The 26,325-nt window shown below is 48.9% G+C and carries 26 protein-coding genes; 10 read left to right on the forward strand and 16 right to left on the reverse strand.

All coding sequences use genetic code 11. The features are described 5' to 3' along the window. Positions 1–276: 276 nt before the first annotated feature. Positions 277–1,029, forward strand: coding sequence for a homing endonuclease associated repeat-containing protein (locus ACFO4U_RS09325; protein WP_012727425.1), 753 nt, complete (start codon positions 277–279; stop codon positions 1,027–1,029). Positions 1,030–1,085: 56 nt separating this feature from the next. Here the strand turns inward: ACFO4U_RS09325 and ACFO4U_RS09330 are convergent, their stop codons facing one another. From ACFO4U_RS09330 to speE, 4 genes are all read right to left on the reverse strand, one after another. Continuing rightward, positions 1,086–2,042 carry a sodium-dependent bicarbonate transport family permease gene (locus ACFO4U_RS09330; protein WP_159563011.1) on the reverse strand — a complete coding sequence of 319 codons (957 nt, stop codon included), beginning with the start codon at positions 2,040–2,042 and terminating at the stop codon, positions 1,086–1,088. A 218-nt stretch (positions 2,043–2,260) separates the two neighbouring features. Then, positions 2,261–2,620: a Na-translocating system protein MpsC family protein gene (locus ACFO4U_RS09335; protein ID WP_031422162.1), complete on the reverse strand. Its 360-nt coding sequence runs from the start codon at positions 2,618–2,620 to the stop codon at positions 2,261–2,263. Further along, entirely contained in the window at positions 2,621–3,502 is an 882-nt protein-coding gene (speB, locus tag ACFO4U_RS09340; RefSeq protein WP_012727428.1) for an agmatinase, read from the reverse strand. After that, positions 3,499–4,338 carry a polyamine aminopropyltransferase gene (gene speE / locus ACFO4U_RS09345; RefSeq protein WP_012727429.1) on the reverse strand — a complete coding sequence of 280 codons (840 nt, stop codon included), beginning with the start codon at positions 4,336–4,338 and terminating at the stop codon, positions 3,499–3,501. The genes speB and speE overlap by 4 nt, the downstream gene beginning before the upstream one ends. 201 nt (positions 4,339–4,539) lie before the next feature. Between speE and ACFO4U_RS09350 the strand changes: the two genes are divergently transcribed. The 4 genes from ACFO4U_RS09350 (at position 4,540) to cls (ending at position 8,839) form a co-directional block, all read left to right on the forward strand. Beyond that, positions 4,540–5,478, forward strand: coding sequence for an EAL domain-containing protein (locus ACFO4U_RS09350; RefSeq protein ID WP_215243618.1), 939 nt, complete (start codon positions 4,540–4,542; stop codon positions 5,476–5,478). Between the two features lie 175 nt (positions 5,479–5,653). Further along, positions 5,654–6,838 carry a chloride channel protein gene (locus ACFO4U_RS09355; protein WP_214690418.1) on the forward strand — a complete coding sequence of 395 codons (1,185 nt, stop codon included), beginning with the start codon at positions 5,654–5,656 and terminating at the stop codon, positions 6,836–6,838. A 65-nt stretch (positions 6,839–6,903) separates the two neighbouring features. Then, positions 6,904–7,254 (forward strand): hypothetical protein, encoded by a 351-nt coding sequence (locus tag ACFO4U_RS09360; protein WP_074035622.1) that lies wholly within the window; start codon positions 6,904–6,906, stop codon positions 7,252–7,254. Between the two features lie 55 nt (positions 7,255–7,309). Continuing rightward, the gene (gene cls, locus ACFO4U_RS09365; protein WP_260563897.1) at positions 7,310–8,839 is read left to right on the forward strand and encodes a cardiolipin synthase; all 1,530 of its coding nucleotides are present in this window, start codon (positions 7,310–7,312) and stop codon (positions 8,837–8,839) included. On the opposite strand, the gene ACFO4U_RS09370 is transcribed toward cls, so the two are convergent. The 9 genes from ACFO4U_RS09370 to ypfJ all read right to left on the reverse strand — a co-directional run bounded on the left by ACFO4U_RS09370 (position 8,815) and on the right by ypfJ (position 17,158). After that, the gene (locus tag ACFO4U_RS09370; protein WP_251131785.1) at positions 8,815–9,348 is read right to left on the reverse strand and encodes a TVP38/TMEM64 family protein; all 534 of its coding nucleotides are present in this window, start codon (positions 9,346–9,348) and stop codon (positions 8,815–8,817) included. The two genes, cls and ACFO4U_RS09370, sit on opposite strands and share 25 nt — an antisense overlap. Positions 9,349–9,411: 63 nt before the next feature. Then, a complete protein-coding gene (locus ACFO4U_RS09375; RefSeq protein WP_074035617.1) occupies positions 9,412–10,689 on the reverse strand; it encodes a dicarboxylate/amino acid:cation symporter in 1,278 nt (425 codons plus the stop codon). 156 nt (positions 10,690–10,845) lie between these two features. After that, positions 10,846–11,349 (reverse strand): YwhD family protein, encoded by a 504-nt coding sequence (locus ACFO4U_RS09380; RefSeq protein WP_031422148.1) that lies wholly within the window; start codon positions 11,347–11,349, stop codon positions 10,846–10,848. A gap of 55 nt (positions 11,350–11,404) precedes the next feature. After that, positions 11,405–12,454 (reverse strand): DUF871 domain-containing protein, encoded by a 1,050-nt coding sequence (locus ACFO4U_RS09385; protein ID WP_214690416.1) that lies wholly within the window; start codon positions 12,452–12,454, stop codon positions 11,405–11,407. Positions 12,455–12,514: 60 nt separating this feature from the next. Continuing rightward, positions 12,515–13,888 (reverse strand): PTS transporter subunit EIIC, encoded by a 1,374-nt coding sequence (locus ACFO4U_RS09390; protein WP_031422144.1) that lies wholly within the window; start codon positions 13,886–13,888, stop codon positions 12,515–12,517. Positions 13,889–13,901: 13 nt separating this feature from the next. Further along, positions 13,902–14,795 (reverse strand): N-acetylmuramic acid 6-phosphate etherase, encoded by an 894-nt coding sequence (gene murQ / locus ACFO4U_RS09395; RefSeq protein WP_215243616.1) that lies wholly within the window; start codon positions 14,793–14,795, stop codon positions 13,902–13,904. A 101-nt stretch (positions 14,796–14,896) separates the two neighbouring features. Further along, a complete protein-coding gene (locus ACFO4U_RS09400; protein ID WP_215243615.1) occupies positions 14,897–15,364 on the reverse strand; it encodes a GNAT family N-acetyltransferase in 468 nt (155 codons plus the stop codon). Then, positions 15,361–16,209: a MurR/RpiR family transcriptional regulator gene (locus ACFO4U_RS09405; protein WP_031422140.1), complete on the reverse strand. Its 849-nt coding sequence runs from the start codon at positions 16,207–16,209 to the stop codon at positions 15,361–15,363. The genes ACFO4U_RS09400 and ACFO4U_RS09405 overlap by 4 nt, the downstream gene beginning before the upstream one ends. A gap of 94 nt (positions 16,210–16,303) precedes the next feature. Beyond that, on the reverse strand, positions 16,304–17,158 hold the full coding sequence (gene ypfJ / locus ACFO4U_RS09410; protein WP_031422139.1) for a KPN_02809 family neutral zinc metallopeptidase: 855 nt from the start codon (positions 17,156–17,158) through the stop codon (positions 16,304–16,306). Positions 17,159–17,305: 147 nt separating this feature from the next. On the opposite strand from ypfJ, the gene ACFO4U_RS09415 reads away from it, so the two are divergent. Further along, positions 17,306–17,494: a 2-hydroxymuconate tautomerase gene (locus ACFO4U_RS09415; RefSeq protein WP_012727443.1), complete on the forward strand. Its 189-nt coding sequence runs from the start codon at positions 17,306–17,308 to the stop codon at positions 17,492–17,494. Between the two features lie 39 nt (positions 17,495–17,533). On the opposite strand, the gene ACFO4U_RS09420 is transcribed toward ACFO4U_RS09415, so the two are convergent. After that, positions 17,534–19,120 carry a Na/Pi cotransporter family protein gene (locus ACFO4U_RS09420; protein ID WP_214690414.1) on the reverse strand — a complete coding sequence of 529 codons (1,587 nt, stop codon included), beginning with the start codon at positions 19,118–19,120 and terminating at the stop codon, positions 17,534–17,536. Between the two features lie 22 nt (positions 19,121–19,142). Then, on the reverse strand, positions 19,143–20,438 hold the full coding sequence (locus ACFO4U_RS09425; protein WP_159563019.1) for an HD domain-containing protein: 1,296 nt from the start codon (positions 20,436–20,438) through the stop codon (positions 19,143–19,145). Between the two features lie 101 nt (positions 20,439–20,539). Between ACFO4U_RS09425 and ACFO4U_RS09430 the strand changes: the two genes are divergently transcribed. Next, a complete protein-coding gene (locus tag ACFO4U_RS09430) occupies positions 20,540–21,388 on the forward strand; it encodes a lipoate--protein ligase family protein (protein WP_159563020.1) in 849 nt (282 codons plus the stop codon). 8 nt (positions 21,389–21,396) lie between these two features. Next, on the forward strand, positions 21,397–22,242 hold the full coding sequence (locus tag ACFO4U_RS09435) for a DegV family protein (RefSeq protein ID WP_159563021.1): 846 nt from the start codon (positions 21,397–21,399) through the stop codon (positions 22,240–22,242). Positions 22,243–22,283: 41 nt separating this feature from the next. Here the strand turns inward: ACFO4U_RS09435 and ACFO4U_RS09440 are convergent, their stop codons facing one another. Further along, a complete protein-coding gene (locus ACFO4U_RS09440; protein WP_214690413.1) occupies positions 22,284–24,233 on the reverse strand; it encodes a glycoside hydrolase family 3 protein in 1,950 nt (649 codons plus the stop codon). Positions 24,234–24,521: 288 nt separating this feature from the next. On the opposite strand from ACFO4U_RS09440, the gene lipA reads away from it, so the two are divergent. Continuing rightward, positions 24,522–25,457 (forward strand): lipoyl synthase, encoded by a 936-nt coding sequence (gene lipA, locus ACFO4U_RS09445; protein WP_324292278.1) that lies wholly within the window; start codon positions 24,522–24,524, stop codon positions 25,455–25,457. 17 nt (positions 25,458–25,474) lie between these two features. Further along, on the forward strand, positions 25,475–26,305 hold the full coding sequence (locus ACFO4U_RS09450) for a lipoate--protein ligase family protein (RefSeq protein WP_215243614.1): 831 nt from the start codon (positions 25,475–25,477) through the stop codon (positions 26,303–26,305). The last annotated feature ends 20 nt before the right edge of the window (positions 26,306–26,325 follow it).

The following is a 26,325-nucleotide window of genomic DNA, read 5'->3' on the forward strand; positions in this document are numbered from 1 at the left end:
GGTTTAACAAATGTGTAATGAGTTTTTACTTTCTTTTGTGAATATTTTTAATTTATATGGGTATTATGGGAAGTAGAAGGTAGGACATTTGGATTATTTTCACTTTGAGATTTTGCGAATGTTGCATTCTCCCAAAGTAGTCAATCGATTCAGGTTCCTCCCTTTTCATATCTCGTCACCGGACACATATTCTAGCTTTCCTTCAGGACCACCATTGTTTAACCACACCATGACCTTTGAAGCCACGACTTGCTTCTGAAAAGGAGAGACATCACGATGAAACGATGGACAGAGCAACAGATCCTCTCATGCCTAAGACAAGCAGCGAATGAACTTGAAGAATTTGACACAAAACAGTACACACTATGGGCCCGAAACAAAGACGTCCCCTCCCTATCGACCGTGATTTACAAATTTGGTTCTTGGCGGGAAGCCGTTCAAGCGGCGGAGATTAAGATGTTGTATCGTTATTATTCAGATGAAGATATTTTGACCGCACTGATTGAGGCCTCAGAAGAACTTGAACTCTTCACGAGCCAAACGTATCGTGCCTGGGCAAAAATCTCGCAAGCCCCTTCTTTGACGCTGATCAGCAGCCGGTTCGGTTCGTGGTCGAATGCGTTACGTGAAGCCAAGCTTCAAACGACAACGGTACGGAACAATGAAGAACGGATCATTCAAGCCTTGATTGAAGCCTCCGAAAAGTTAGAGCGTCTCACGTCCCAACATTACGCCGTTTGGGCACAGGAAAAAGGCTATCCGACGGTAGCGACGATCGCTCGCAAATACGGATCATGGAGCTATGCGCTATTTGTCTTGGATATCGCTCCTCCGAAACGTAAATGGGATGAGGAAGATGTCATTGATGCCTTGCAGTTAGCCAAAACAGAGCTACCACATTTTAGTATCCTCCACTACCGGAAATGGGCCGAAGGTCGAAATGTTCCAAGTACATCGACAATCAATGCCTTATTCGGAAGCTGGACGGCTGCTTTAAAATGTATGGAGGAACAAAAAGTAAAACAGTAATCCATACAGATGAACTCATACAAAAAGCGCCGACTCTTTTCGAGTCGACGCTTTTTTCATGTGACGATCGCAATGTATAGCGGGATTCCAACTAACAGGTTGAACGGGAACGTGACAGCTAGCGAAAGGGTCAAATAAAATGATGGTTTCGCTTCTGGGACCGAGGCTTGTAACATGGCGGGAGCGGCGATATACGACCCACTCGCTGCGAGTGTCATCAAGAGGATTGTTCCGCCGTCAGATAAATTGGCAATCCCCGCTGCAATAAAGCCGACAAGTGCTCCGACTAACGGAAACACCATCCCCATCATCATAAATTTTAGTCCATATGACGGGACCGTTTTCAACTGCTGTCCGACTTTCATTCCTAGACCTAGTAAGAATAAGAGTAAAACGCCCGGGAACAAGTCGACGAAAAATGGTTTGAGCGGTGTGGCGTCTGGTGTCACCAGTCCAACAATCAGACCTGCAAACATCAAGAGGATACTTTTCGAGAACAAACTCTCCCGCAACACCGATAGAGAGTTCGCCTTCCCTGACGTAGCCGTGATTCCCATCACGTGTGTCTGATTATACAGCAGTAACGCCACAATCAGGCCGGGAATTTCAAGGACGACGACTAGTGTTGTCATGAACGGCTCGTACGCAATCCCGAGACGCTCGAGCTGTGTCGATGCTGCTACATAGGTGACGAGTGACACCGAGCCGAACGTCGCAGCCATGGCAATTCGCTCAGGGAATGAGAATTTGAACATTCCTCCGACATAGAATGCGAGAAGCGGTAGCAAAATCCCAATCAACAGCGTCACGGTCAGCGGTAATGCGATGTCTTCAAAAGATACCGAGGCGAGTCCCATACCTCCCTTCAGTCCGATAGCAAGCAGTAAGTAAATATTGAGCGTCGTACTCAATGAATCCGGGATCTTTAAGTTTGATTTTCCGACTGCGGCGATAACGCCCGTCACAAACAGTAGTACCGGGGCGCTCGTCAATAAAAATAAAAACAATTCCATACATCTTCCTCCTTGGCGACAAAAAAGCGCACACCTAAAGAAGGCGTGCGCTGTATGCCGACGGCTCGAATAATCGCTCCGTCAGGCCGACAACTGTCGGTTTATTGAATTGGTCAGTAGCTCCGTAACAAGATTTCGAAAGCACGCTTCATCTTGACTCGTCCAGTCGATTCTCTATACGTCTCTGCCTTTCATTTTAAGAAGGTGGCGTTTCATTGTCAATCGGTTTGATCCCAAGGGGCATCTAGACGAAACACGATGAGACGCTCCCCTGTTTTCGTACTGATGTCCGTATGGAGCGAGACAATCGAACGACCGAGTACTTGTCCGACAATCGTTTCGAGTTGACTCCGCCCTGATTCGACGAGATTGTTGCGATATTTCTTCAATTGCTCGCGACCTGAAGACTTGGTAGCCAAATCATACTCGGCCGGCGTCAACACGCCTTGGAGTGTGACGATGGCGAGATCTCGAAGCAGGTCTGCCTTACACGTCAATGACCCGCGACCCAAATATTCTTTCTCCCATTGGGTAATCCGAGCGCTCAGTTCCATTTCCAGCTGACCCTTTTTCCGCATTTACTTCACGAATCCAATCATCATCTCACGAAGAATCTTAGCTGCTGCGATGGCAGTCATATCTGACTGATCGTATGCCGGTGACACTTCGACAAGGTCTGCACCGATGATGTCGAGGTCTGCGTTTGCAATGGCATGTACCGCTTCGAGCAATTCTTTCGTTGAGATGCCACCGATTTCTTGCGTCCCTGTCCCTGGTGCCGCTGACGGGTCGAGGACGTCGATGTCGATCGTGACGTATACTTTTTTGCCAGCGAGTGTCGGTAAGACGCGTTTGAGTGGTTCGATCACTTCAAATTGATGCATGTTGTAGCCGACTTCACGAGCCCACTCAAACTCTTCTTTCATCCCTGAACGGATTCCGAACGAATAGCAGTTCGATGGTCCAATCAAGTTTGCCGCTTTTTTGAGCGGAGTCGAGTGTGAGAGCGGCTCGCCTTCATACTCATCTCGAAGGTCCGTATGCGCATCCAAGTGGAGGATGACAAAGTCGTTGCCGTAAACGTCGTGCATCGCTTTGATGATCGGCCATGTGACAAGGTGCTCACCGCCCATGCCGAGTGGGAACTTGCCTGCTTTGACGACATCTTTGACGAACGCCTCGATCATATCGAGCGACTTCGGTGCGTTCCCGAATGGAAGCGGGATATCTCCTGCATCGTACACCGCGGCATCAGCCAAGTCACCGTCTAAATACGGGCTATATTCCTCGAGTCCAATCGATACTTCACGAATCCGGTTCGGACCGAAACGCGAGCCTGGACGGAAGCTGACTGTCCAGTCCATCGGCATCCCGTAAAGAACCGTCTTCGCCTCTGTCACCTCTGGGAGGCTGGCGATAAACACTTTACCTGAGTAGGCTTCATCGAAACGCTTAATCATTTTGTTAAGTCCTCCACGAATTTCGGAAGAACGAACGCTGCATTGTGAAGCTTCGGCGTATAGTACTTCGTTTCGATGTCATGGAACCGCTCAGCTGATACTTGTTCCGGGTCGTATTTCTTCGAACCGATCGTGAACGTCCACATGCCACTCGGGTACGTTGGTACGTTTGCTGTGTACAACTTCGTGATTGGGAAGATTTCCTTCACGTCACGTTGAACCGTTTGGATGAGTTCTGGTGTGAACCATGGGTTATCCGTTTGAGCCACAAAGATGCCATCCTCTTTGAGCGCTTTTGAAATCCCTGCATAGAAACCTTTTGTGAAGAGGTTGGCTGCTGGTCCGACCGGTTCAGTCGAGTCGACCATGATGACGTCGTACTCGTTTTCTGACTTCGCGATATGCATGAATCCGTCACCGACGATGACTTCAACACGCGGGTTATCGAGCTCACCCGCAATATTTGGTAAGTATTTCTTCGAATATTCAATGACTTTCCCGTCGATATCCACGAGAACTGCTTTTTCTACTGATGGGTGTTTCATAATTTCACGGATGACACCGCCATCTCCCCCACCGACTACGAGCACATGCTTCGGATTCGGGTGTGTAAAGAGTGGGACGTGTGCGACCATCTCGTGATAGACGAATTCGTCCTTATCCGTCGTCATGACCATCCCGTCAAGTAACAACATCGTTCCGAACTCGTCCGTTTCGACCATCTCTAGTCGTTGAAACTCCGTTTGTTCGCTCTCATAAACGTGGTTTACACGGAACGTAATCCCGTAATCTTCTGTTTGGTGCTCCGTAAACCATAACTTTAATTTTTGGTCCATCGATAGAACCCCTTTCTGTTCAAAAAGTTGTTCGTATGCGAGTGGCGTTTTGAGGCGCTTCTTAATCATACGATAGGAAGTATACAAAACCTGTACCCATTTTGCACGATTTTTTTGCGGAATCGGTCTTGAATGTGAGTTTTTTGTGAGACGTTGCCGATATACTGATTGAACCAATTCTGAATCGAAAGGTGGAATAGTATGTGGTCACCCTGTGCTTCTTGTAACACAACAATTCCTTTGATTGCTCAAGGAACACTCGTCACGCAATTCAAGGAATACTCTTACAAAACGTTTGAAGAACTCGATACGCTCCTTCTGCATGCGGAAGGAACGGTTTACTGTGTCGATTATAACTCGAAAAGTCAGACGCCTCCGCTCGAGGTCGAAGCACTAAAAGATCAGCTTGCGCATCGGCACATCATTGAACAGATTCAGCACGGCACGTTCGAGAGTCACCTCCAACCGATCATCTTCCTCGATTCAACGGAAACGTTCGGATATGAAGCGCTCCTCCGCAGTAGCGCCAACATTTCACCTGGTGACCTATTCCGGACGGCAAACCGTTTCGGTCTCCATTCGAAACTCGATCAACGTGCCCGCGCGGAAGCAATCAAAGCAACGTTTGAAGCCGTTGCTCCTCAGCAAAAGACGTTCATCAACTTCTTACCTTCGACCATTTATAACCCGGACTATTGTCTCCAGCACACGTTTGACATCATTGACCGATATGACCTCAGCCCGGACCGCTTTATCTTTGAAGTCGTGGAGACGGAGAAGGTACATGACGTGGATCATCTCCAACACGTGTTTTCGACATATAAAAAGCGAGGGATGAAAGTAGCATTAGACGATGTCGGGGCAGGCTTCTCGACAATCGATATGTTGAAGCGGCTCGAACCGGACTATGTCAAAATTGACCGTTCCTATATCTCGTTTTGTGATGAAGACGCTGAAAAACGCGCTTTCCTCAAACAAGTGCGTGCGTTAACCCATTCGATGGGCATCACCCTTCTTGCTGAAGGAGTAGAACGTATGGAAGAGGCAGATGTCTGTCGTGAGCTCGGATTCGATTTAGCGCAAGGATATTTCTTCGGAAAACCGGCCCCTGCCAATCAATACAAGATTGAAATCGCATAAGTCATCACTTTCAAAAGCACAGGAATCGACTTCGTCGTCATCCTGTGTTTTTTCATTTACCGGTCCCTTATGATCACTTCCTTATTGTTTCATCTACTTTTAGGTTTCGTTCAGAGATGTTCAGGAGATAGCATATTATAGAAGGTTGACGGGAGCGAAAGAGGTGGATATGTAGATGAAATCATGGATTGTCAGTGGCTATGCAATCGTACTAGGAATCATCATCGGTTTAGTAAGTTGGCTTTTCTTGTCCGTCGTTTATAAAGGGATTCACGTTGTATGGCATACGGTACCTGAGCAATTTGATATTCCGTTTTATCTGTTTCTCGTACCGGTCATCGCTGGTGTAAGCATCGGTCTGTTGCAACGTCGGTATGGGCAAATGCCTCGTCTCATGCCAGAAGTGATGGAAGAACGAAAAGATACCGGTCGTATCGACTATCGCTTGATTGGATTCACAACGTTGACCGCCCTCCTCGTTCTCATCGGAGGTGCAAGCCTCGGTCCTGAGGCCGCGCTCGTCGGCATCGTCGGCGGACTCACGACATGGTTCTCCGAGCGAATCCGCTATGTTCGTCAAGAGTTAGGTGAATTACAAGAAGTCGGTCATGCCGTCGTGCTCGGGATTGTCTTCAACGCGCCACTATTTGGTGCGATTGCGGCTGAGGAGAACGAGCAGAAGAAACAACCGATGCTAAACCTTCTGGCGACACTCGCCGGGATTGGGACGTTTTATTTATTGAACCAATTGGATGAGCGTCCCCCGTTCATCATTAAGTTCCCTGCGATTGAAAGTGTCCAGATCGATTGGACGATGTTATTGATTGTTCTTGGCGGCATGGTTCTCGGCTGGCTTTATTTGGTGAGTGAACATGCATTGATGCGACTTTTTTCAAACATACCAATCTTATTGCTTACAACGCTCGGTGGAGTCGGAATCGGGATCATGGCTCTTCTTTATCCGGACCTCCTCTTCTCCGGAGAAGAAACTATTCTTGAGTATATCGACGAGTGGCGACTGATTCCTCTCTATACCCTTCTCTTATTTAGTGTACTGAAACTGCTTTTTACCGCATTCTGTTTAGCGACTGGTTGGCGTGGTGGGCACATCTATCCTCTTCTTTTTTCTTCATTCACGCTCGGTTACTTCTTCAGTTTACTGTTTGACATCGATATGACATTTTCCGTCGTCTTGACGACGAGCGCCTTACTGGCGACGGCGATGCGACAACCGCTGGCTATTATCGTACTACTCGTTCTCTTTTTCCCTCCGAATAGTTGGCTCTATGTATTCGCAGTCGTTGCAATCGTTTCAAAAATTCCACTTCCATCGTTCATCCATTCACCAGCGAAAGCTTGATTTTAGATATTGAAAAAAGGGTAAGAGATGAATAGTTATGCACTCTCTCGAAAGGAGGAACGGTTGTGAGCGAATATGAAATGGCCATTGAAAACCTAATTGACGCAGTTAGTTCGGATTGGATTAGCATCATTTTAGCTATTTTAGTCGTGATTATGGGGATTGTCGTCTTCATTTATGTCGTCATGACAATCGTCGACATGTTTTTGTCCAAGGATATCGTCTGGGGAATCGTTGAAGTCATCGCTCTATTCGTAGGACTGGCAGTGCTCTTGTCCGTCTTCTACTATTGGAATCGGAATCGGGTCAAAGCACAGTTTGGTCTCTTCCTCGTCTTGTTCTCTCTCGCAGTGAATGTGTACTTCTTCGTTCGCTATGCGGATGAAATCAATGCTGTTTTGAACAGCGTGTACTAAAAAACGAGGGGGAATTCCCCCTCGTTTTCATCGTTCATCGAAATATAGAAAGGTGGTGTTTCCTTTGAAACGTCGCGTAATTCAACTGATCATCATGGTGATCAGTGTCATCTTGCTTATCGGTCTCTTGTTCTGGCTCGACGTCCTTATTCCTATATTAATTGGAATCGCCATCATCGCACCGCTCGTCGTCGGATGGCAAATTCTATTTGACCAAGTACAACCTCAAGGGAAGCTCGCCTGGTTACTGACCGTCTTCTTCATTCCATTCATCGGTGTCTTGGCATGGGTCATGTTTGGCCGTACGCCACGCCGTCATCGACGCTTCAAACGAACGTCATCAGAGATCCGGATGCTACGGCAAGCAATCGAAAGCGAGAAAATTGAAACTTCACCTGATATTGTGTCGTCTTACCCGTTGACACGGACACTCGAAAAATTAGGCGCATCCGGTGCCGATGGTCATACTTCGACTAAACTGCTCGTCAACGGTGAACAGAAATTTGATGCATTATTAGACGCCATCAACAGTGCAACCGATCATATCCACATCCAATACTACCTCTTTCGGACGGATGACATTTCGTTAAAAGTTAGAGACGCCCTCATTCAAAAATCGAATGAAAATGTCATTGTCCGCTTTCTGTATGACGGACTCGGTAGCCAAGAAATCGGGGAAGAGTTTATCCAACCGTTACGGGAGTCCCGTGTCCACGTTCAGGCGTTCGACCCCGTTTTGCATCCGTACCTGGTGTTTAACGCCAACTTCCGCAATCATCAAAAACTGATTGTCGTGGATGGGCGAATCGCGCTAACAGGCGGGTTGAATGTCGGGGATGAATATCTTGGGAAGAATGATAAACTCGGTTTTTGGCGTGACACCCATCTCCGTCTTGAAGGTCCGCTCGTCCGAGAATTGCAACAGCTCTTTGTCGAGAACTGGCTATACGCAGGACAAGGGACGAGTGATGAAACATGGGATTTGTTCGCAGATGAAGAGCACCTCTCTCAGTACTTTGTGAATGAACCGAAAGGGCAAAACGGTGCGACACAACTACTCGTCACATCGCCTGGTAAAGACGTCACGATTCGCGATGGACTCATGCGTCTGTTGATGGATGCCAAAGAATCGATTTGGCTCACCACCCCATACCTTGTCCCCCCACCTGAACTATTGGCCATTCTTGAAGTCGCAGGTCGTAGTGGCATCGATGTCCGAATCGTTGTACCGGGCAAAGGAGACGAATGGTTTAGCTTCCATGCGACCGAGTATTATTTTGAACAATTGTTGAAGCGCAATATCAAAATTTATAAATACAATCGCCATTTTATCCATGCGAAAACACTACTGATTGATGGCAAAGTTGCCCTCGTCGGGTCAGCCAACTTCGATTTTCGTAGTATGTTTCTAAACCACGAGATGATGATTGCCCAATTCGATACTACATCCATTCAAGAACTGCACGAGGCATTCCTGAAGGACTTTGAAGAATCCATTTTAATCGATTGGACCATGTTGCGGAAAAAGACGACCGGCAAACGTTTCGTCGAAGCGTTTTGTCACATTTTCTCGCCACTCCTTTGACGCATTCGCCAAACAAGATACGTCATGGCGACGACACCAACTAAAAACAATTGCCATCCAATCGTTAACTGCATCGCTGCCGTCACCGCCAGTCCTTCCATAATCAAGGCAGGAATCTTTCCAATCGTACTTGCTACTGCGAACGAGGCGAGCGTCATGCGACTGAACGCCGCCGATAACGTGACGAGACCAGAAGGAACGAATGGCATAAGACGCATCCCGAGGACGAGAAACCAAGCCTCGGCTCCTTCGGACTCCCGAAGCCGTTGGAATCGGCTACCATTCGGAGAAACATAACGGTGTAGGGCTTTCCGATAAAGGATGAAACTCACGACGGCGCCAACTGCCTCCCCGACAATCGATACGAGGATGCCCGGCACGAGACCGAGGACACTCACATTGACGGCTGTCAAAAAAGCACTAGGGAGGACACCGGCGACCGCAATCACACTATTCAGTAAAATACTGATCATCAAAAATAAAGGGAGCGGGAGCAGTTCCCATTCCATAACAATCACTCTTTCTATTCACAAAATAAGGACCATGACATGTCGTCATGATCCTTTACTATATCATAGCGATGATGAAGAGGTTGCACCGGCTTCATCCCACGAGTCTTCGTCGACTGGTGGTAAATGTTTTTCTTCCAATTTCGAAACGACAACCGCACATGCCGCATCCCCCGTGATGTTGACTGATGTGCGAAGCATATCAAGAATACGGTCTACTCCGATAATGAGAGCGATTCCCTCTACCGGTAAGTTGACTGACTGAAGGACGAGCGCAAGCATGACAAGTCCGACTCCCGGTACACCCGCTGTCCCGATCGAAGCGAGGACCGCTGTGATGACGACCGTCAACAACTGAGTCATTGTTAAGTCAGAAGCGAACACTTGCGCGATGAAAATCGTCGCAACCCCTTGCATGATCGCTGTTCCGTCCATGTTGACCGTTGCCCCAAGTGGCTGTACGAACGACGAAATCGAACGCGGCACACCGAGTTTTTTCTGTGCGACTTCCATCGATACTGGAAGCGTCGCATTTGACGAAGAAGTCGAGAACGCGAACGTCATCGCCTCATAGAAGTTCTTGAAGAAGAAGACTGGGCTCATCTTCCCGATGAAGTAAACCGCTGCCCCGTAGACAATCGTTGCATGTAAGAATAGCGTCAAGACGACGGCAATCATATACCACGCCATTGCGACAACCGCGTCGAGACCGATGCCTCCGATTGCAGAAGCAATCAATGCGAATGCGCCGTATGGAGCGAGCTTCATCACAAGATGAATCAAGTACATCATAATGCGATCGCCTTGTTTGACGAATTGACGCCACGTCTTCGCCTTGTCCCCGAGGGCAATCAGCGCAAACCCAATCAATGCAGCAAAGACGATGATTTGTAGCATGTTTCCTTCAGCGAGCGCCGTAATCGGATTCGTTGGAATCATATTGACGAATGTCTGTACGATATTAGACGATTCCTCGGTCGCTGTTGATTCAAATTCAAGACCTGTCGTTTGGAAGTCCCCACGCTCCCCTGGCTGTAAGACGGATGCAACACCCATCGCTAACATGATCGCGAGCGCTGTAGTCGCTAAGAAGAACAGAATCGACTTCGACCCGACTCGACCTAGTTCTTTCGGGTCCCCGAGACCCATGACGCCTAAAATAATTGAGAAGAAGACAATCGGTACGACTAACATTTTAATTAAATTCAAAAAGATCGTTCCGACCGGAGATAAAATATACGGATTCACAATCTCATAAACATTATCCGGCAAGCCCGCCAATCCGAGACCAACAACAACACCTAGCGCGAGACCGATTAAGATTTTTTTCGTTTCGCTCATCGTATCACCCTTTCTTTTTTTCACAATGTAGTCAGTATATCATAATACTGAATTTTCATACAATTACAACTGAATATCTCTTCAGTTACAAATTCTCTTGAAATTCCCAAAAACTTGAAACAAAAAAGATTGGAGACGAAAATTCGTCCAATCTTTTTACTCAGCGTCTACACGCTCGAGCTCTGCATGAAGTTCAGTCGAGTTTGCCCAAATCTCAGGGCGATGTTCTTGTAAGAAGTTCGCTAAAACGTCGCGGGACGGAGCGTCCATCATGTCGATTAAAATCCGACCCTTTAACGATTTATCCATTTGATTAACGTGATACGGTAATAATTTATAACCCCGTCTCGCTTCCACGTCAACTAACATGTCACATGCCGCGACACCGCCATAATAAAAGCCTTCCGGTTTTCGACCGACCGTCACCCACACGATCCAATACGGTTTCCCGTTCGGTACCGCTTCCGGGTCCGTCAAAAACTTAATCCGTTTCTCGATGGCAGACTTGGCGTGCATCGCTCCCATATCGATTGTTGCAACGCCTTCTTCGACATCGATGATGACCGGAGACATGTTATTTAAACTAAGCGAACCGACACCAAAACCACCGTGTCCGTCCGTCGCATCGTCTGAAATAATATTAAAATTAATGTCTTTCATGTTCCACCCTCCCTCTCTACTGTACACAATGATATAGGATGGTGGCAATCCTGAGTCACACCCACTCGATTTGAAAGCGTCCCCCTGGACCGATCTGTTGGATTAATGAACGATCTTCTTCAATGATCCTTCCGATGACATTGACGCGCTCATCTGCCGGCAAATCCCGCTTCGTTATTTGCAGTTCCCCTGCATAACGACCGTAACGTTCATTGTCGATCGTGATACTGCCGAGCACTCGTTCTTCTGTATCTCGCGGTTGAATCAAATGGTCCCCAGGTCGTCCATACGCTCTCGATTCGACCGAACGGATGACGTCCCGGCCTGGGTCCATCCGATTCGTGTGACTGGTTGGAACCGAATCATCATGATTTCGTGTGGTCGCTCGAAGAACGATGACGCCATCGTCGTACTCCCGAAACTGTCGCATCGTCTGATTGGATATACATGGATCTCCAATCAAGATTCGATCGACCCTCGCTTGTAAATCGATATAACACGAAAACGGAGATTGGTGGCGGTGCATCTCGAGTGTCGGTAATGTCTCATGAAGGGGGCCACGTAACCGTTCATCTCCAGGGATGAATGCTTGTACCCGTATTCCTTGCGCATGTAACCAGTCGTTTCTTTCATCAAACCAAGAACGCTCGAGTCCTGTTTCCGGACGGGGATAAAAGTTATGCCACGCTTCGACATGCTCACGTCGTAGCCCTTGTCGTAGCATCTCTTCAAGCTCTGCTTCCGTGAGCGTACTCGCATTGAGGGCGACCATCATATGTCGTGATAAATCCGCAACTTGTTTCGGTGTGACACCATAGTCAACACGTAACCCGGTGACACCCCACTCCAACAGCGCATGAGCATCATCCCAAGTCTTACCGAGTGCCTGTAGAGACGATGGAGCGATATCCGCCACGAGTTCCATCTTTAGACGACTTGCCAACGCACCTAATTGCTGAAGTCGTTCCGTATAAGTTGTCGGATCGTCTTCAGGAATATGGAGCGACGTGAAGATGCTCGTAAACCCTGCCTCTCGCATGCGTTCCATCCAAGCCATCGAATCAAGTGTCAGTTCATCGCCTAAGTACACTGAAATCCCTCTCATATGAATCCACCTTTCCAAAAGTAGAGAAAAAGATGACTCGACTGGAGCCATCTTTTTTTATTAAATCCCGTCTGCCATCTCTTCTTTGAAACCGAAGAAATAAGTAAACAGGAAGCCTGCCGTATATGAAATCAATAGTCCGGCAATGTACGTCAAATACATGCCATTATCAATCAATGGTGTGAGCGATAGACCGGAAACACCAACCCCGAGCGCCGCTGTCTTCATTGTCGCTTGGAAGGCACCACCGACCGCGGCCCCGAGACACGCTGTCAAGAAAGGCCGTCCGAGCGGAAGCGTGACACCATACAGGAGCGGTTCCCCGATTCCAAGGAAACCTACCGGAATGGCCCCTTTGATAATATTGCGAAGGCGTGGGTTGCGCGTCTTCACAAAGATCGCAAGCGCTGCACCGACTTGACCCGCCCCGGCCATCGCCAAGATTGGGAGAAGGGCCGTTGTTCCGACCGTGTTCAACAGTTCCAAATGGATTGGCGTCAAACCGTGATGCAATCCGACCATGACAAGCGGTAAGAAGAATCCGGCCAAGAGTGCCCCTGCGACAGGTCCCCCGAATTCAAGCGTCGCATTGATTCCTCGCATGATACCGTCTGACAATACGCCAGCGACCGGCATTATTGCATATAAAGCAGTAAATCCAACGATCAAGACTGTAAAGAGTGGTGTGAAAATAATATCAATGGATACCGGCATGAAGCGACGAATGTGCTTCTCGATATACGTCATGAGCCAACCGGCAAAAATAACACCGAATAATCCACCACGCCCGACGACGAGCGGCTCCCCATAAATGACGATGTCCGCGAGAAGCGGGTTGAACAGGATCCCCCCGGCAATCGCCCCGAGTACCGGCGTTCCTCCAAACTCTTTTGCCGTGTTCCAACCGACAAGGATGGCTAAGTACGCGAAGACCGTGCTACCGAGCACGAGTAGAATCTGCATCCATGTCTCCGTCCGGTCGACGCCGGCGTTGACGGCAAAGTTCGCTGCCCCGTTAATGATCCCCGATGCGACAAGTCCCGGAATGAGCGGAATGAAGATATTCCCGAGGCGACGAAGAAATCGTTTGAACGGTGACTTTTGTTTTTCTTTCACCTTCTTGCGTTCGATTGCCGCACGCTCCTCTAACGTCAGGTTCGCATCAACCGACTCTTCCCCGATTGCGAGCCCTGTCTCATGACTCATATAATCCGCGACCCGATTCACAGTACCTGGGCCGACGACGATTTGCAGCGTCTCATCATTGATGACACCCATGACCCCGTCAATCTTTTTCAATGCGTCAATGTCTGCCTTCGTTCCATCTTTCAGCGTCAGTCGAACACGTGTCATACAATGCGCGAGTTGACGGATGTTCTCTTTCCCCCCGACATGTGCGAGGATATCCCGTGCTAAAACCTCTTCTTTCTTCATCTCGATTTCCCCCTTATAGCGCCTCGCGGACGAATCCGTTCGCGCGCTCTAATCGTTTGACAGCCTCCTCATAAGAGACGTCCGCTAAAATCATGACAATCGCCGTTTTGACGTGCCCCTTGGATGAAGCAAAATAACGCGCGGCCATTTCCATGTCGACCCCTGTCGCTTCTGCAATCATCCGCTTGGCACGCACTTCTAGCTTTTCATTCGTCGGTTGCACATCAACCATCAAGTTTTGATACACTTTCCCTACTCCAATCATCGACGTCGTCGAAATCATGTTGAGGACAAGTTTCTGTGCTGTTCCCGCCTTCAATCTCGTTGAACCGGTCAGTACTTCCGGTCCCGTTTCCACTTCAATCGGGTAATCCGCATGTCGACTGATGACCGCATCGCGATTACATGAAATTGAAGCTGTTGTGGCACCGAGTTCTCGTGCGTAATCGAGACCTCCGACCACATATGGCGTTCGACCGCTCGCTGCAATCCCAACGACCGTATCCTCTGCCGTCAAATGAAGCGCTTTCAAATCTGTGACCGCCAATTCCTTACTGTCTTCTGCTCCCTCAACGGCTTGAATGAGCGCGCGTTCGCCGCCGGCAATCAGTCCGATGACTTGATGGGGTGATACTCCAAAAGTTGGCACACACTCCGCTGCGTCTAAAATCCCTAAACGTCCACTCGTGCCCGCACCGATATAAATCAGGCGACCGCCTTTACGAAAGGATGCGATGACTCGCTCCACGACTTTTGTGATGACCGGAAGTTGCTCTTGAATCACTTGAGGAACTTTATGATCCTCTGCATTCATAATCGCCAATCGTTCCTCAATCGACATCTCGTCCAGGTGCATCGTTCGTTCATTCCGTCTTTCTGTAGCCAGTTTATCTAGCATCGCCACCATCCTTTCTTCTCTATGATTTCATCGTACTATATTGAAATTTAAAGTCAATTTATAATTTAATTTTTATGAAATTTAATTTCAAATAAACTTTAAAGAAAAACTCACTCTGAACGAATGAGTCGTTTTTTCAAGACGTGCACGCGTGTTCCTTTATTCGTGATCGAATCCTTCTCATACACGTATCCGTTTCGCTCCCAAAATCGGCGAGCTCTAACATTATGAGGAAGCACGCCTAACCGAAACTCCATTTGATACGGGCCCATATATTGGTCTTCCAATTGTTCATACAACGTTTGCGCCAAACCTGTCCCATGGAGAGATTCTTCGACAACGAACAAACCAAGCCAAAGCGAGCCATCGATCGGATGTTTTTTTAAGAGGTCGGCGATTGCCACGATTCGCTCTTCTTCACGAAAAATCAGGCTAATGGTACCTTCTTCTTCAAAATCTGCCACGTTCTCGTCACGAAACATCTCGACTGTCTGTTCATTCAATCTTGCGAATGTGCGCTGGTCCATCAAAAAGCGTTGCAATTCTTGACGATCTTCAGCCGTATAAGGTTGAATCATCGGCGTAGTTTCACCATCTCATCACGGGCTTCTGCGTACCGATCAATCAACCCTTCTCCCTTCCGGTGGAGGAGTCCCATATATAACGTATCGACAATCGTCAATTGTGTCATCCGTGAGGCGATGCTCGCGATTCGGAAGTCGCTCTCGACGTTCGGTGTACAGAGTCGAACGTCCGCTTCTCGGTAAAGCGGTGATTTGTCGAGGTTAGTGATGGCGATGACCGGAACACGTTTCTTTTTCGCAAATCGGACGAGCTCGAGCACATCTTTCGTTCGTCCTGACGTGCTGATTGCGACGAATACATCAGACTTTCCTAAATGCGGGATCAGCGACAACATATAATGAAAATCGGGAGAGGTCGTGGCCGCATATCCCAGCTTCGTAAACTTATATTGCGCATCGATTGCCGCAGTCGAAGACCCCCCGACCCCGTAAAAGATGACGCGGTTCGCGCGAGCGAACAGGTCCACTGCATGTTCAAGTTCTCGTTTATCCATCGCTTCGGCGCACGCCTCGATTGCCGCCTTGTTCACATGGATGACTTTTTGGAACGAGTCATACGGCGTGTCTTTTTGCTGGAGGACGTTAAAGTCCGTCAGCGTCGTCTCCGTGACAGCCAAGTCTTTCACGAGCGCGAGCTTGAACGCTTTAAAACTATCAATTCCGACGACTCGAGCGAAGCGAACGATACTCGCCTCGGATACATCCGTCTTTTGCGCAAGCTCTTTTGTCGTCATGTTTGGAATGAGTGTTGAATGGGACAAAATATAGTCGGCGATCTTCTTTTCGACCGCTGTCATATCCTCTTTCGCTAAATCAATTTTCGTAAGTAAGGATTCCATTTGGTCATCCCCTTCCTGCAACTGTTGTTCTTTTATGATAGCGGATTCCTTCCACATATTCCAATCACCTAAAAAGATCGAGCAGGCGCCCGATCTATAAGTTGTTCGTATTGAACGTGTCGCCACCTTGAATCGATCCGTTCTCAAACCCTCTCTCGAACCACCGCATGCGTTGTTCCGACGTCCCATGCGTGAACGAGTCTGGTGTCACATATCCACGTGCCTGACGCTGCAGCGTGTCATCGCCAATCTGATGCGCGGCATTCATCGCTTCTTCCACGTCTCCCGCTTCAAGATACCCTAACCCTTGCGCGTGATGGGCCCATACGCCCGCATAGTAATCTGCCTGCAACTCGAAGCGTACGAGATAGCGATTGAATTCGGTCTCGCTCATCTCGTTACGAAGCGGCATGATTTCTTCTGTCGTCCCGAGAAGCGTTTGGACATGATGCCCGACCTCATGGGCGACAACATAAGCCATCGCGAAATCCCCTGGTGCATTGAAACGTTGACTCAATTCATCATAAAAACTCAAATCGATATACAGTTTTTGGTCGCCGGGACAATAGAACGGACCCACAGCGGAGCCCGCAATACCACAAGCGGATTCAACCTGTCCGGAAAATAGGACGAGCGTCGGCTCTTCATAGGTCATCCCATTTTCAGCGAAGATGTCTGTCCACACTTCTTCCGTATCCTTTAAGACAACCGCTACGAAATCTGCCATCTCCTCTTCACGAGCCGTTCCGGTATACGTCCCCTCCGATTGAGGTTCCCCGAGTCCGATATTGTTGACGAGATCGGTCGGGCTTCCCCCGTTCAATAATGTAAAGACGATGACGAGTATCAACCCAAGACCGCCTCCGACCCCGGCAATCCCTTTCCCTCCGATGCTACGCCCACGTCGATCCTCGACGTTCCGGCTCTGTTGTCTTCCTTTCCACTTCATCCCGATTCCTCCTACATTCGCTCTGTCTTGTTTATTACCCCAAATCCGGTAAAAGTGAGCTCATGTTTCGAGGTAGATGAGAATTTTCTTTTCTAGAGGAAGGGGATTCTCTACAATGAAAGAGACTTCAGCAAAGGAGGAATGACCATGCCTTATGTAACTGTAAAAATGCTCCCGGGCCGTACCGTGGAACAAAAACGCGCGTTGATTGAAAAAGTGACGGATGCCGTCTCCGAAACGACGAATGCGCCAAAAGAAAACATCACCGTCTTCATCGAAGAGATGGATGCGACACATTACGGACAAGCCGGTGTAATGCACGCAGATAAGAAGTAAGTGACGAACGGACTCCTGATATGGAGTCCGTTTTTTGTTCTAGTCTTCTCGGTTCACGTCGAACCGTTCACTCGGTACGGTCGGCTTAATCAAGTGACGTGTCGCTCGCCAGATGTGGTAGCCGATACGGTCGAGCCAGAGCAATACTTGTACTTTTTGTATCGTCTGGTCCATCTCCAACTGATTCGCCGCCGTTTCTTCTAGCAGCTCCGAGCGATGTGCTTTTCGATATTCCGCCAGTTGTTTTGAGGCCTGTTTCCACAGCTTCGAATCCTCTGGTGGCGTATGATGATTCAGTTGATTCACAAGGTCAAGCTCATGCAATACGAGTTCTCGTGCCGCTAAAAAGTCGGTGTCCCGAAGTGCGTGGACCGGTTCGACTTCTCGCAAGACATATAACCAGCGTTCCAGATGATCGATCGTATGCAAGAGGGATAGATGTTGGCCATAATCATTTTGCTTTCCTTCATCTTCAAGACGTATCGTGCTCAAAAAGACACGGACATCGCTCAACGTCTTGTCGACGAGCGTCAATTCATCTTCACGAAGACGTCCCTCTCGGACAAGCAATTCCGTCTCATTTCCTAAATATCGTTCGATTTCAAGTAAAGAGCGTCGTGCCGCTTCAAGAGCGACCGTAGGGAGTTGTGACATGTTTTTATCGAGCAGATGTGTCAATTTTTCGGAGCGACTCGGAATCCACTTCAGTAATCGCCGTGCGAACGTTTGATAAAATGGTAGGAATAAGATCACACCTAGTAGATGGAATGTCGTATGGAATAAGGCGAGACGTAATAAGTCGTTCCAGTTGAACCAATCGGCTACTCGATTGACGACCTCGAAGAGAACAGGGAACGTCAGCCATCCAATGAGGACGATTGACACGTGGTAGATGGCATGCCCCAATACAATGCGTCGGGCTGACTTCCAGCCTCCGATTGAACCGAGTGCCACGACGAGGCTCGTCCCCGCACTTTGACCAAGCACCAAATAAGCGGCTTGCGGGAGTGAAATCGCCGCCGTCGCGAGAGCCGTCATCGTTAGCACGAGTCCAATCGTCGATGACTGAAGGACGGCGGTCATCATAAATCCGATTCCAATCAGAAGTGCCTGATGCAGAACGGTCATCTCACCGGCCGAGCCAAACGAGAACGTGACGACATCCCGCATCGCTTCTTGAAGTGTCCCAATCCCAACAAAGATCAACCCGATACTGACGAGCAACAGTCCCACACGGCGAAGGCGCGGACTGGATAGACGAAACGCCATCCCGATTCCAATGATCGGCAAAAACAACTGGCGCACGTCTAAGTTATAGCCGAGGATGGCAATGATCCATCCCGTCGTCGCGCTGCCTACGTTTGCGCCAATTACGAGAGGTAACGATTGCGTGAACGTGAGAAGCCCCGCGCTCACAAACCCAATCGTCATCAGTGTCGTCACCGAGGAAGATTGAAACAGGGTCGTCAGCATTGCGCCGAGAGTCGCCCCTGACAAAGAGCCGTCGGTGAATTGATTCAACCGATGACGCAATCGTGTACCAGCCCATTTTTTGAGCGTATCTGTCAGTAACGTCATCCCGAGTAAAAAAATCCCGATTCCACCAATCAGTGTCGCAATCTCCATCGTGTCACGCCCCTTTGCGTGTTTAATCGTCCTTCAATGTCGATAAAATCCACGATTTTTCATTCGCATAATCTTTTAAATTCAACAACACATCTTCCGGATAATAAATTTTTTCATCCGATTGTCTCGAGTTCAAAATCGACTGGACGAGCATCGAGACCTCTGAAATCTCTTTTCGCTCCCCGTCATTCATCTGTAGATAAATCCCCTCGTATTTGCCTTGTCCTTTATATAAATCGTATGGCAATTGACTCAATTGATCTTCAAGCAGATAGTATGTTGGTGGAAGCCCGATCGTCTCCATCGTCTGTCGCAAGCGCTCCATATAACGGACACGATTCGCTTCCGGGAAGTTCTTATATTTTAATAATCGGCGATTCACGAATCGACTCGCCAAATCGGCTAGAATCGCGTCGTCTTCTTCCATCCATTCTTGGAAATAGAAGTAGACGACCGTCTCATCCAATTTCAAATATTGTTCGAGTGACATACCGGTGCGTTCAAAGATCGGCAAAAAGTGTTTCGGCGTCATGTTAAACTCATAGCCACTCTCATAGAGCTCCTGTGCCCGCTCAAGAATCGCTTTCAAGAGGAGATCGCTCGACCGTGTCGCCGGATGAAGGTACACTTGCCAATACATTTGATAGCGACGCATAATATAGTCTTCAATCGTATGCATCCCAGACTGCTTGACCACGACTTGGTCTTCATCCGGACGCAAGACGCGCAACATGCGTTCTAAATCAAACTTTCCATAACTGACACCCGCAAAGTGAGCGTCGCGTAACAAATAGTCCATCCGGTCGACATCAAGCTGTGAGCTGAGCATATTGACAATCAAGCGATTCGGATGCGTCTTATTGATGATGGAGGCCACTTCTTCGGCAAACCCGACACCCATCTCAGATAAAACCCTATTTACTTCGGTTTCCCCTAAAATGATGCGCTCCGTCCACACTTCATGACGAACGGAAAAGACGTGCTCGAACGCGTGCGAGAATGGACCGTGTCCGACATCGTGCAAGAGCGCTGCTGCCAACAGTAGTTCACGGTCGCGGTCGTCCCATTCCGGATACTGTTGGAACTGATCGATTAACTGGCGTGCGATTTCATATACGCCGAGCGAGTGATGAAATCGCGTGTGCTCCGCGCCATGAAATGTCAAAAAAGACGTTCCAAGTTGTTTGATACGACGCAAACGCTGAAATTCTTTCGTATTGATCAACTCCCAAATGAGGTGATCGTAAACATAAATATATCGATGTACCGGATCCTTAAATACTTTCGATCCAGATAGTTGTCCTCGAGACGAGTACATGACATGCCCTCCTACGTTTCGTTATGTTCTAGATTCGACTTCAAACGAATCGTTCCCTCCATGCTATAATGAGGAGGAAAATTTTTTGTGAAAAGGAATTAATGAATATGATCCATCCATTATTACGACAACCGAGCTATCGCATCATCGATCAGTCGAGTCTTGGCACGATGTTTCAAGCGGAACAATCGTTTGCGACCGATGATACGTTATGTGCGTCAACGCAAGAACGAGGTGCCGTCTTGCGGGCATGGGTGCACACCGATACGATTGTACTCGGAATCCAGGATGCTCGGCTGCCTCATTTGAAAGAGGGAATTCGTTACTTACATGAACATGGATTCCGTCCCGTCGTCCGAAACTCAGGCGGTTTAGCCGTGGTGCTAGACGATGACGTCCTCAACCTTTCTTTAATTTTACCAGAGAAGGACGGGATTCAAATCGACAGCGGCTATGAGGCTATGACCTCGCTCATCCAACACATGTTCCAAGACGTCACGAATGACATCGTCCCAGGTGAAGTCGTCGGCTCATACTGTCCTGGAAGTTTCGACTTGTCGATCGACGGCAAAAAGTTCGCTGGGATTTCGCAACGACGCGTCCGTGGCGGTGTCGCCGTTCAAATTTACTTGAGCGTAAGACAGAGCGGGAGCGCACGTGCTGAAATCATCCGTGACTTTTACAACCTTGCCATTCAAGGAGAAGTGACAAAGTTCACGTACCCTACCATTGTACCGGAAACGATGGCTTCGCTTGAAGACTTGCTTGGAATCCCGCTTACCGTGCAAGATGTCCTCACTCGAGCCTACCGCGTTCTTTCCACTGTCAGTTCGCTCCAAAACGCGACACTGACGGCAGACGAGCAAACAATGTTCTCAAGTCAGCTCGAACGCATGTGGAAACGGAATGAACCGTTACGCGACATTGAACAACAACTAACAGAGGAGTGATTCATCCAATGTTTAAACTGATCACAGACACCGGGGCCGATTTGACACACGATCAAATCATCGAATACGGTCTTGAGATTTTACCGCTCGGTGTCATCATCGACAACGAAGAATTTTTAGACGGTGAGACGATTCAACCAAAAGAAGTATACGAAGCGATGCGGCATGGCAAGACGCCAAAGACGTTCCAAATCGAGGCGTCACGAATCGAACACTGCTTCCGTCAGCATCTCGAGGCTGGAATCCCGTTCTTATATCTCGCTTTCTCCGGAGAACTCTCCGGTACATACCAAACCGCTGTCATGGTCGGCGAAATGTTGAAAGAGGAATATCCAGACAGTACATTCACGGTTCTCGATACACGGACCGCCTCTGTCGGACAGGCATTGTTCGTCAAAACGGTCGCAGCGTATAGTCAAGACCATACGTATGAAGAAACGGTCGAGTATGCCACTTCGCTCGTCGGCAAAGTCCGCCACTTGTTCACGGTCGAATCGCTCGAATATTTGATGCGGGGCGGACGTGTCTCGAAGGCGAGTGCTTTCATCGGAGACTTGTTGACGATTTTACCGTTATTGACGGTCGAGGACGGCAAGCTCGTCCCGATTGAAAAGGTGCGTGGTCATAAAAAGGTCATGCGCCGGATGGTCGAATGGACAGTCGAATCGAAGTCGATCGTCGAGAACGGAGACCTCTTCATCGGTCATGGTGACGACCTAGAAAAAGCCGAACAGTTCGAGAAGATGGTCCGCGAACATCTCGAACCGAAGCACATCACGAAGACACTGGTCGGGTCTGCCATCGGTGCCCACACCGGTCCCGGTCTACTCGTCATCGCCTATTTCGAGGCATGAAAAAATGAGCTCTCCCGATTTTTGGGCGAGCTCATTTTCGTTTAGCGATTCCAGTTTTTAAATCCATCACCGAACTGCGCGTAATTTTCGTCTTGGAATACACCGTCCACAAATTTCGGTACATCTACCGGCAACTTCCCTTGTGGCTTCACTTCACCGAAGATGGCACGAATGCCTGCCGGTAAGTTCGGACCAGCCGACTTCAAGTTGCCCGCCTCCGAATCTGGACCGTTCGGATCGCCTTTGAATCCATAGATTAAGAGATGTGCGGGGGCATCCGGTTGAACGGCAATGTCGTATGGGTTGCGCAAACTGAGTAAAACCGATTGTTTCCCTGTCTCATTTGCATAACGGAACACTTCGGCCGGTACATAATGATCAGCTGATGTCGGTTTTAATTTCGCGCTGTTGTTCACGTTCGAACCGACGATGATATAGTCAGCCGCCTCAACTTGTTGCCGTAGTGCCGGATTTTGATCTAGATGCGGCGTTGATGCTGAGTAGTTGGCCGTGATGACGTTCACGTCTTTCATATTCCCTGCATTCTTTTCTAGTGACTTGATTGTTTTCACCATGCTATCCGTTTGGTCTTTCGCTGGCGACAAGACGAGCACCGTGTCTCCTTTTTTCGGTTTGAATGGGAGCGTCTTCTTCTCGTTCTTCACGAGAGTGACTGCCGCCTCCGCGATTTCACGTTCCTTCGCTTTATGCTCAGCGCTCCCTACCGTCGCATTCGCTTCTGCGAGCTTCATCTCGAGCGTCGTGGAGTCCGTCGTTTCTCCCCAAATTCCACGCTCTGCTTTCAGTTTTAAAATGCGTTCCACTGATTCATCGATGGTCGCCTCCGATAAACGTCCATCCTTCACTGCCGCAATGACTTCCTCAAAGATTGCTTCGAGTTTGATCACATCTGCTTCCGAGCGTAAAATCGTCGGCATGAGCGCGATGTCGACCCCTGCTTCGAACGTCTTGATGACCGCCTCTGCTTCCGTAAAATTGTCTGCGATGGCTTGCATGTTGAGTGCGTCGGTCACCACTATTCCTTCATATCCAAGTTCCTCACGAAGCACTCCCGTGATGACATCATCCGAAAGCGTCGCCGGGAGTGGGAACGTGCCGCGTTCTGATTCGACGACCTCGTCCTCGATTTGTGGCATCCCGATATGCGCCGTCATGATCATGTCGATTCCTTCTGTGATGGCACGTTTGAACGGTAACAACTCGAGACCACGCAACTCGTCGAGTGATTTATCGACAACCGGTAACCCATAATGCGAGTCGACGGCCGTATCGCCATGACCTGGGAAATGTTTCGCCGTTGCTGCAACACCTTGGTCTTGAATACCTTGTGTCATCGCGGAACCGAGTTCCCCGACTAGTTCAGGGTCGCTCGAGAACGAACGGACGCCGATGACCGGATTCCCCGGATTGTTGTTGACGTCAAGTACCGGTCCGAAGTTCACGTTTACCCCGAGTGCGTTCAATTCAGAACCGATGATTTTCCCTGCATCATAGGCATATTGACTGTTACGTGTGGCCCCGAGTGCCATATTCCCCGGTAAATTCGTTCCCGTCCCAAGTCGTGTCACAATCCCACCTTCTTGGTCGATCGTGACGAATAACGGGACATCATTGCTGGCATCTTGTTTCACGACTTCTTGCAAATCATGAACGAGTTTCGTCGTCTGTTCCGTTTCCTTCACGTTCTCCGCAAACAATATCACTCCACCGAGATCGAAACGATCGATGACACGCGCCACTTCCGGTGCAAGAGATGTATGGTTCGCCCCGTTCCATAATCGGAAGTCCGGCATGATCATCTGCCCGATTTTTTGTTCGAGCGTCATCGACTCTAGCTTCGTGTTGACGCGCTGGTCAATCGACATCGTCGGCGTCCCTTCCGCCACGACCGCGTCTGCTGCTGGAACCGACGAGACGAGCAATGCCGTCGTCAATCCGAGTGTTGCCGTCCAATTCAGTGCCTTGTTCATGTTCCCACTCCCCTTAGTCAAATTTGGCTGACCCCCAAACGAAAAGGCATGGAGGAAGAAGCGTTGCCTCATCAACGCTCGTTCACCCCATGCCTGATCGCATCAGTTACATTTGGTCCTTATTCAGGTGGTCAACAACAGTATAGCAACTCCACTTTTTAGAAACAATTGTTCAAGTGAAAGCGTAACCATTTTGAAACAATGTTTCTGTTTTGATACACAGTGAACTGTATTGGCAAAACCAATAATTTCTGTGGTTCGTTTTTGATTCGTTTTTTGGTAAACTCAATTCGATACAGGTTAACTTTCAAAAAGGGGGAAATTATTGTGGCAAGAGGGGAACTGAAACGTAAGCCGGAATGGTTAAAGATTAAATTAAACACGAATGATACGTATACCGGCCTAAAGAAGATGATGCGCGAGAAAAATTTACATACGGTATGTGAGGAAGCGAAATGTCCGAACATTCATGAATGTTGGGCGGTACGTCGGACCGCGACCTTCATGATTCTTGGAAGTATCTGTACACGTGCTTGCCGTTTTTGTGCCGTCACGACTGGGAAACCGAACGAGCTCGATTGGGAAGAGCCAAAGCGTGTCGCCGAATCGGTTCGACTTATGAACTTGAAACACGTCGTCATCACGGCTGTCGCGCGTGACGACTTGAACGATTACGGGGCTACTGTCTTCGCAGAAACGGTTCGCGCGGTTCGCGCCATGAACCCGGAGACATCGATTGAGGTGCTCCCGTCAGACATGATGGGTGACTTCTCTGCCTTGCAGACGTTGATCGATGCGGGTCCTGACATCATGAACCATAACTTAGAGACAGTCCGTCGCCTCACACCGAGAGTCCGTGCGAAAGCAACATATGACCGCACGCTCGAGTTCTTGAAGCGTTCGAAAGAATTGAACCCGGATATCCCGACGAAGTCATCGATCATGGTTGGGCTTGGGGAGACGAAAGAGGAATTGATTGAAGCGATGGATGACCTCCGCGCGCACAACGTCGACATCTTAACGCTCGGTCAATACTTGCAGCCGACGAAGAAACACCTCGAGGTGGAACGTTACTACCATCCGGACGAGTTCGCCGAGTTGAAAGAGATTGCTCTATCAAAAGGATTCTCACATTGTGAGGCAGGTCCACTCGTCCGTTCGTCATACCACGCGGATGAACAAGTACACAAGGCGCGTCGCCACACGATGTTGCCAATCGACTAACAGAAAGAAGAGAGATTATGACTGGTACGACGTGGCACTTACTTAGAACTGAATCGACTTCACCGGCTAAAAATATGGCGATTGATGAAGCCATCGCCAATTGGGTCGCAAAGGGAGAACTCAAACCGACGCTTCGTTTTTATTCATGGGCACCTCATGCAATCAGCGTCGGACGTTTCCAGCGAGCGACGCGTGACTTGGATCGGGACGCCCTCAAAGCGAACAATATTCCGGTCGTTCGTCGCTTAACAGGGGGACGTGCCGTGTTGCATGCGGATGAGTTGACGTATAGCGTCATCTTGCCCGAATCGACCCCTGCCCTCCCGACGAATATCATCGAGAGCTATCGCCTACTCACGGAAGGGGTTCGTCGCGGATATCACGAACTCGGCGTCCCCGCCGAATTTTCGGTGCCATTGACGGAAGAGGATCGCGAAGCGCTCCGCAAACCAAAATCGGCCGTCTGCTTCGATGCTGCTTCATACTATGAGCTTACTGTTGACGGGAAGAAGATTGCGGGTAGCGCACAAGTGCGCCACCAAGGGGCCGTGCTTCAACATGGTTCGATTCCTCTCTCCGTCGATGATGAGGTGTTGTTTGACTGTTTCGCGATGGATGAGACGGAGAAACACGAAGCCAAAACCCGCTTCAGCGAAAAAGCCGTCGCCTTGAACGACACGTTAAAGCGTTTCGTTTCCTTTGACGAAGTAGCGGCCGCATTCGAGACCGGCTTCAAGGACGCTTTCTTGTTGACGTTCGAACCGCTTGTCTTCACGAAAGAACAGCAAGCCGAAATCGATTTGCTCGTCAAGAAGTACGAGAGTGATGAATGGGTCTGGAAACGCTAAAAAGATTGTCCCTTTTGATC

Source organism: Exiguobacterium profundum (genome assembly GCF_042652865.1).
Classification (GTDB): domain Bacteria; phylum Bacillota; class Bacilli; order Exiguobacteriales; family Exiguobacteriaceae; genus Exiguobacterium; species Exiguobacterium profundum.

Bases quoted from the DNA above. Each gene is read 5' to 3' on its own strand.
- ACFO4U_RS09325 (WP_012727425.1), top strand. From the start codon at position 277: ATGAAACGATGGACAGAGCAACAGATCCTCTCATGCCTAAGACAAGCA.
- ACFO4U_RS09330 (WP_159563011.1), bottom strand. From the start codon at position 2,042: ATGGAATTGTTTTTATTTTTATTGACGAGCGCCCCGGTACTACTGTTT.
- ACFO4U_RS09335 (WP_031422162.1), bottom strand. From the start codon at position 2,620: ATGCGGAAAAAGGGTCAGCTGGAAATGGAACTGAGCGCTCGGATTACC.
- speB (WP_012727428.1), bottom strand. From the start codon at position 3,502: ATGATTAAGCGTTTCGATGAAGCCTACTCAGGTAAAGTGTTTATCGCC.
- speE (WP_012727429.1), bottom strand. From the start codon at position 4,338: ATGGACCAAAAATTAAAGTTATGGTTTACGGAGCACCAAACAGAAGAT.
- ACFO4U_RS09350 (WP_215243618.1), top strand. From the start codon at position 4,540: ATGTGGTCACCCTGTGCTTCTTGTAACACAACAATTCCTTTGATTGCT.
- ACFO4U_RS09355 (WP_214690418.1), top strand. From the start codon at position 5,654: ATGAAATCATGGATTGTCAGTGGCTATGCAATCGTACTAGGAATCATC.
- ACFO4U_RS09370 (WP_251131785.1), bottom strand. From the start codon at position 9,348: ATGGAATGGGAACTGCTCCCGCTCCCTTTATTTTTGATGATCAGTATT.
- ACFO4U_RS09375 (WP_074035617.1), bottom strand. From the start codon at position 10,689: ATGAGCGAAACGAAAAAAATCTTAATCGGTCTCGCGCTAGGTGTTGTT.
- ACFO4U_RS09380 (WP_031422148.1), bottom strand. From the start codon at position 11,349: ATGAAAGACATTAATTTTAATATTATTTCAGACGATGCGACGGACGGA.
- ACFO4U_RS09385 (WP_214690416.1), bottom strand. From the start codon at position 12,454: ATGAGAGGGATTTCAGTGTACTTAGGCGATGAACTGACACTTGATTCG.
- ACFO4U_RS09390 (WP_031422144.1), bottom strand. From the start codon at position 13,888: ATGAAGAAAGAAGAGGTTTTAGCACGGGATATCCTCGCACATGTCGGG.
- murQ (WP_215243616.1), bottom strand. From the start codon at position 14,795: ATGGTGGCGATGCTAGATAAACTGGCTACAGAAAGACGGAATGAACGA.
- ACFO4U_RS09400 (WP_215243615.1), bottom strand. From the start codon at position 15,364: ATGATTCAACCTTATACGGCTGAAGATCGTCAAGAATTGCAACGCTTT.
- ACFO4U_RS09405 (WP_031422140.1), bottom strand. From the start codon at position 16,209: ATGGAATCCTTACTTACGAAAATTGATTTAGCGAAAGAGGATATGACA.
- ypfJ (WP_031422139.1), bottom strand. From the start codon at position 17,158: ATGAAGTGGAAAGGAAGACAACAGAGCCGGAACGTCGAGGATCGACGT.
- ACFO4U_RS09415 (WP_012727443.1), top strand. From the start codon at position 17,306: ATGCCTTATGTAACTGTAAAAATGCTCCCGGGCCGTACCGTGGAACAA.
- ACFO4U_RS09420 (WP_214690414.1), bottom strand. From the start codon at position 19,120: ATGGAGATTGCGACACTGATTGGTGGAATCGGGATTTTTTTACTCGGG.
- ACFO4U_RS09425 (WP_159563019.1), bottom strand. From the start codon at position 20,438: ATGTACTCGTCTCGAGGACAACTATCTGGATCGAAAGTATTTAAGGAT.
- ACFO4U_RS09430 (WP_159563020.1), top strand. From the start codon at position 20,540: ATGAATATGATCCATCCATTATTACGACAACCGAGCTATCGCATCATC.
- ACFO4U_RS09435 (WP_159563021.1), top strand. From the start codon at position 21,397: ATGTTTAAACTGATCACAGACACCGGGGCCGATTTGACACACGATCAA.
- ACFO4U_RS09440 (WP_214690413.1), bottom strand. From the start codon at position 24,233: ATGAACAAGGCACTGAATTGGACGGCAACACTCGGATTGACGACGGCA.
- ACFO4U_RS09450 (WP_215243614.1), top strand. From the start codon at position 25,475: ATGACTGGTACGACGTGGCACTTACTTAGAACTGAATCGACTTCACCG.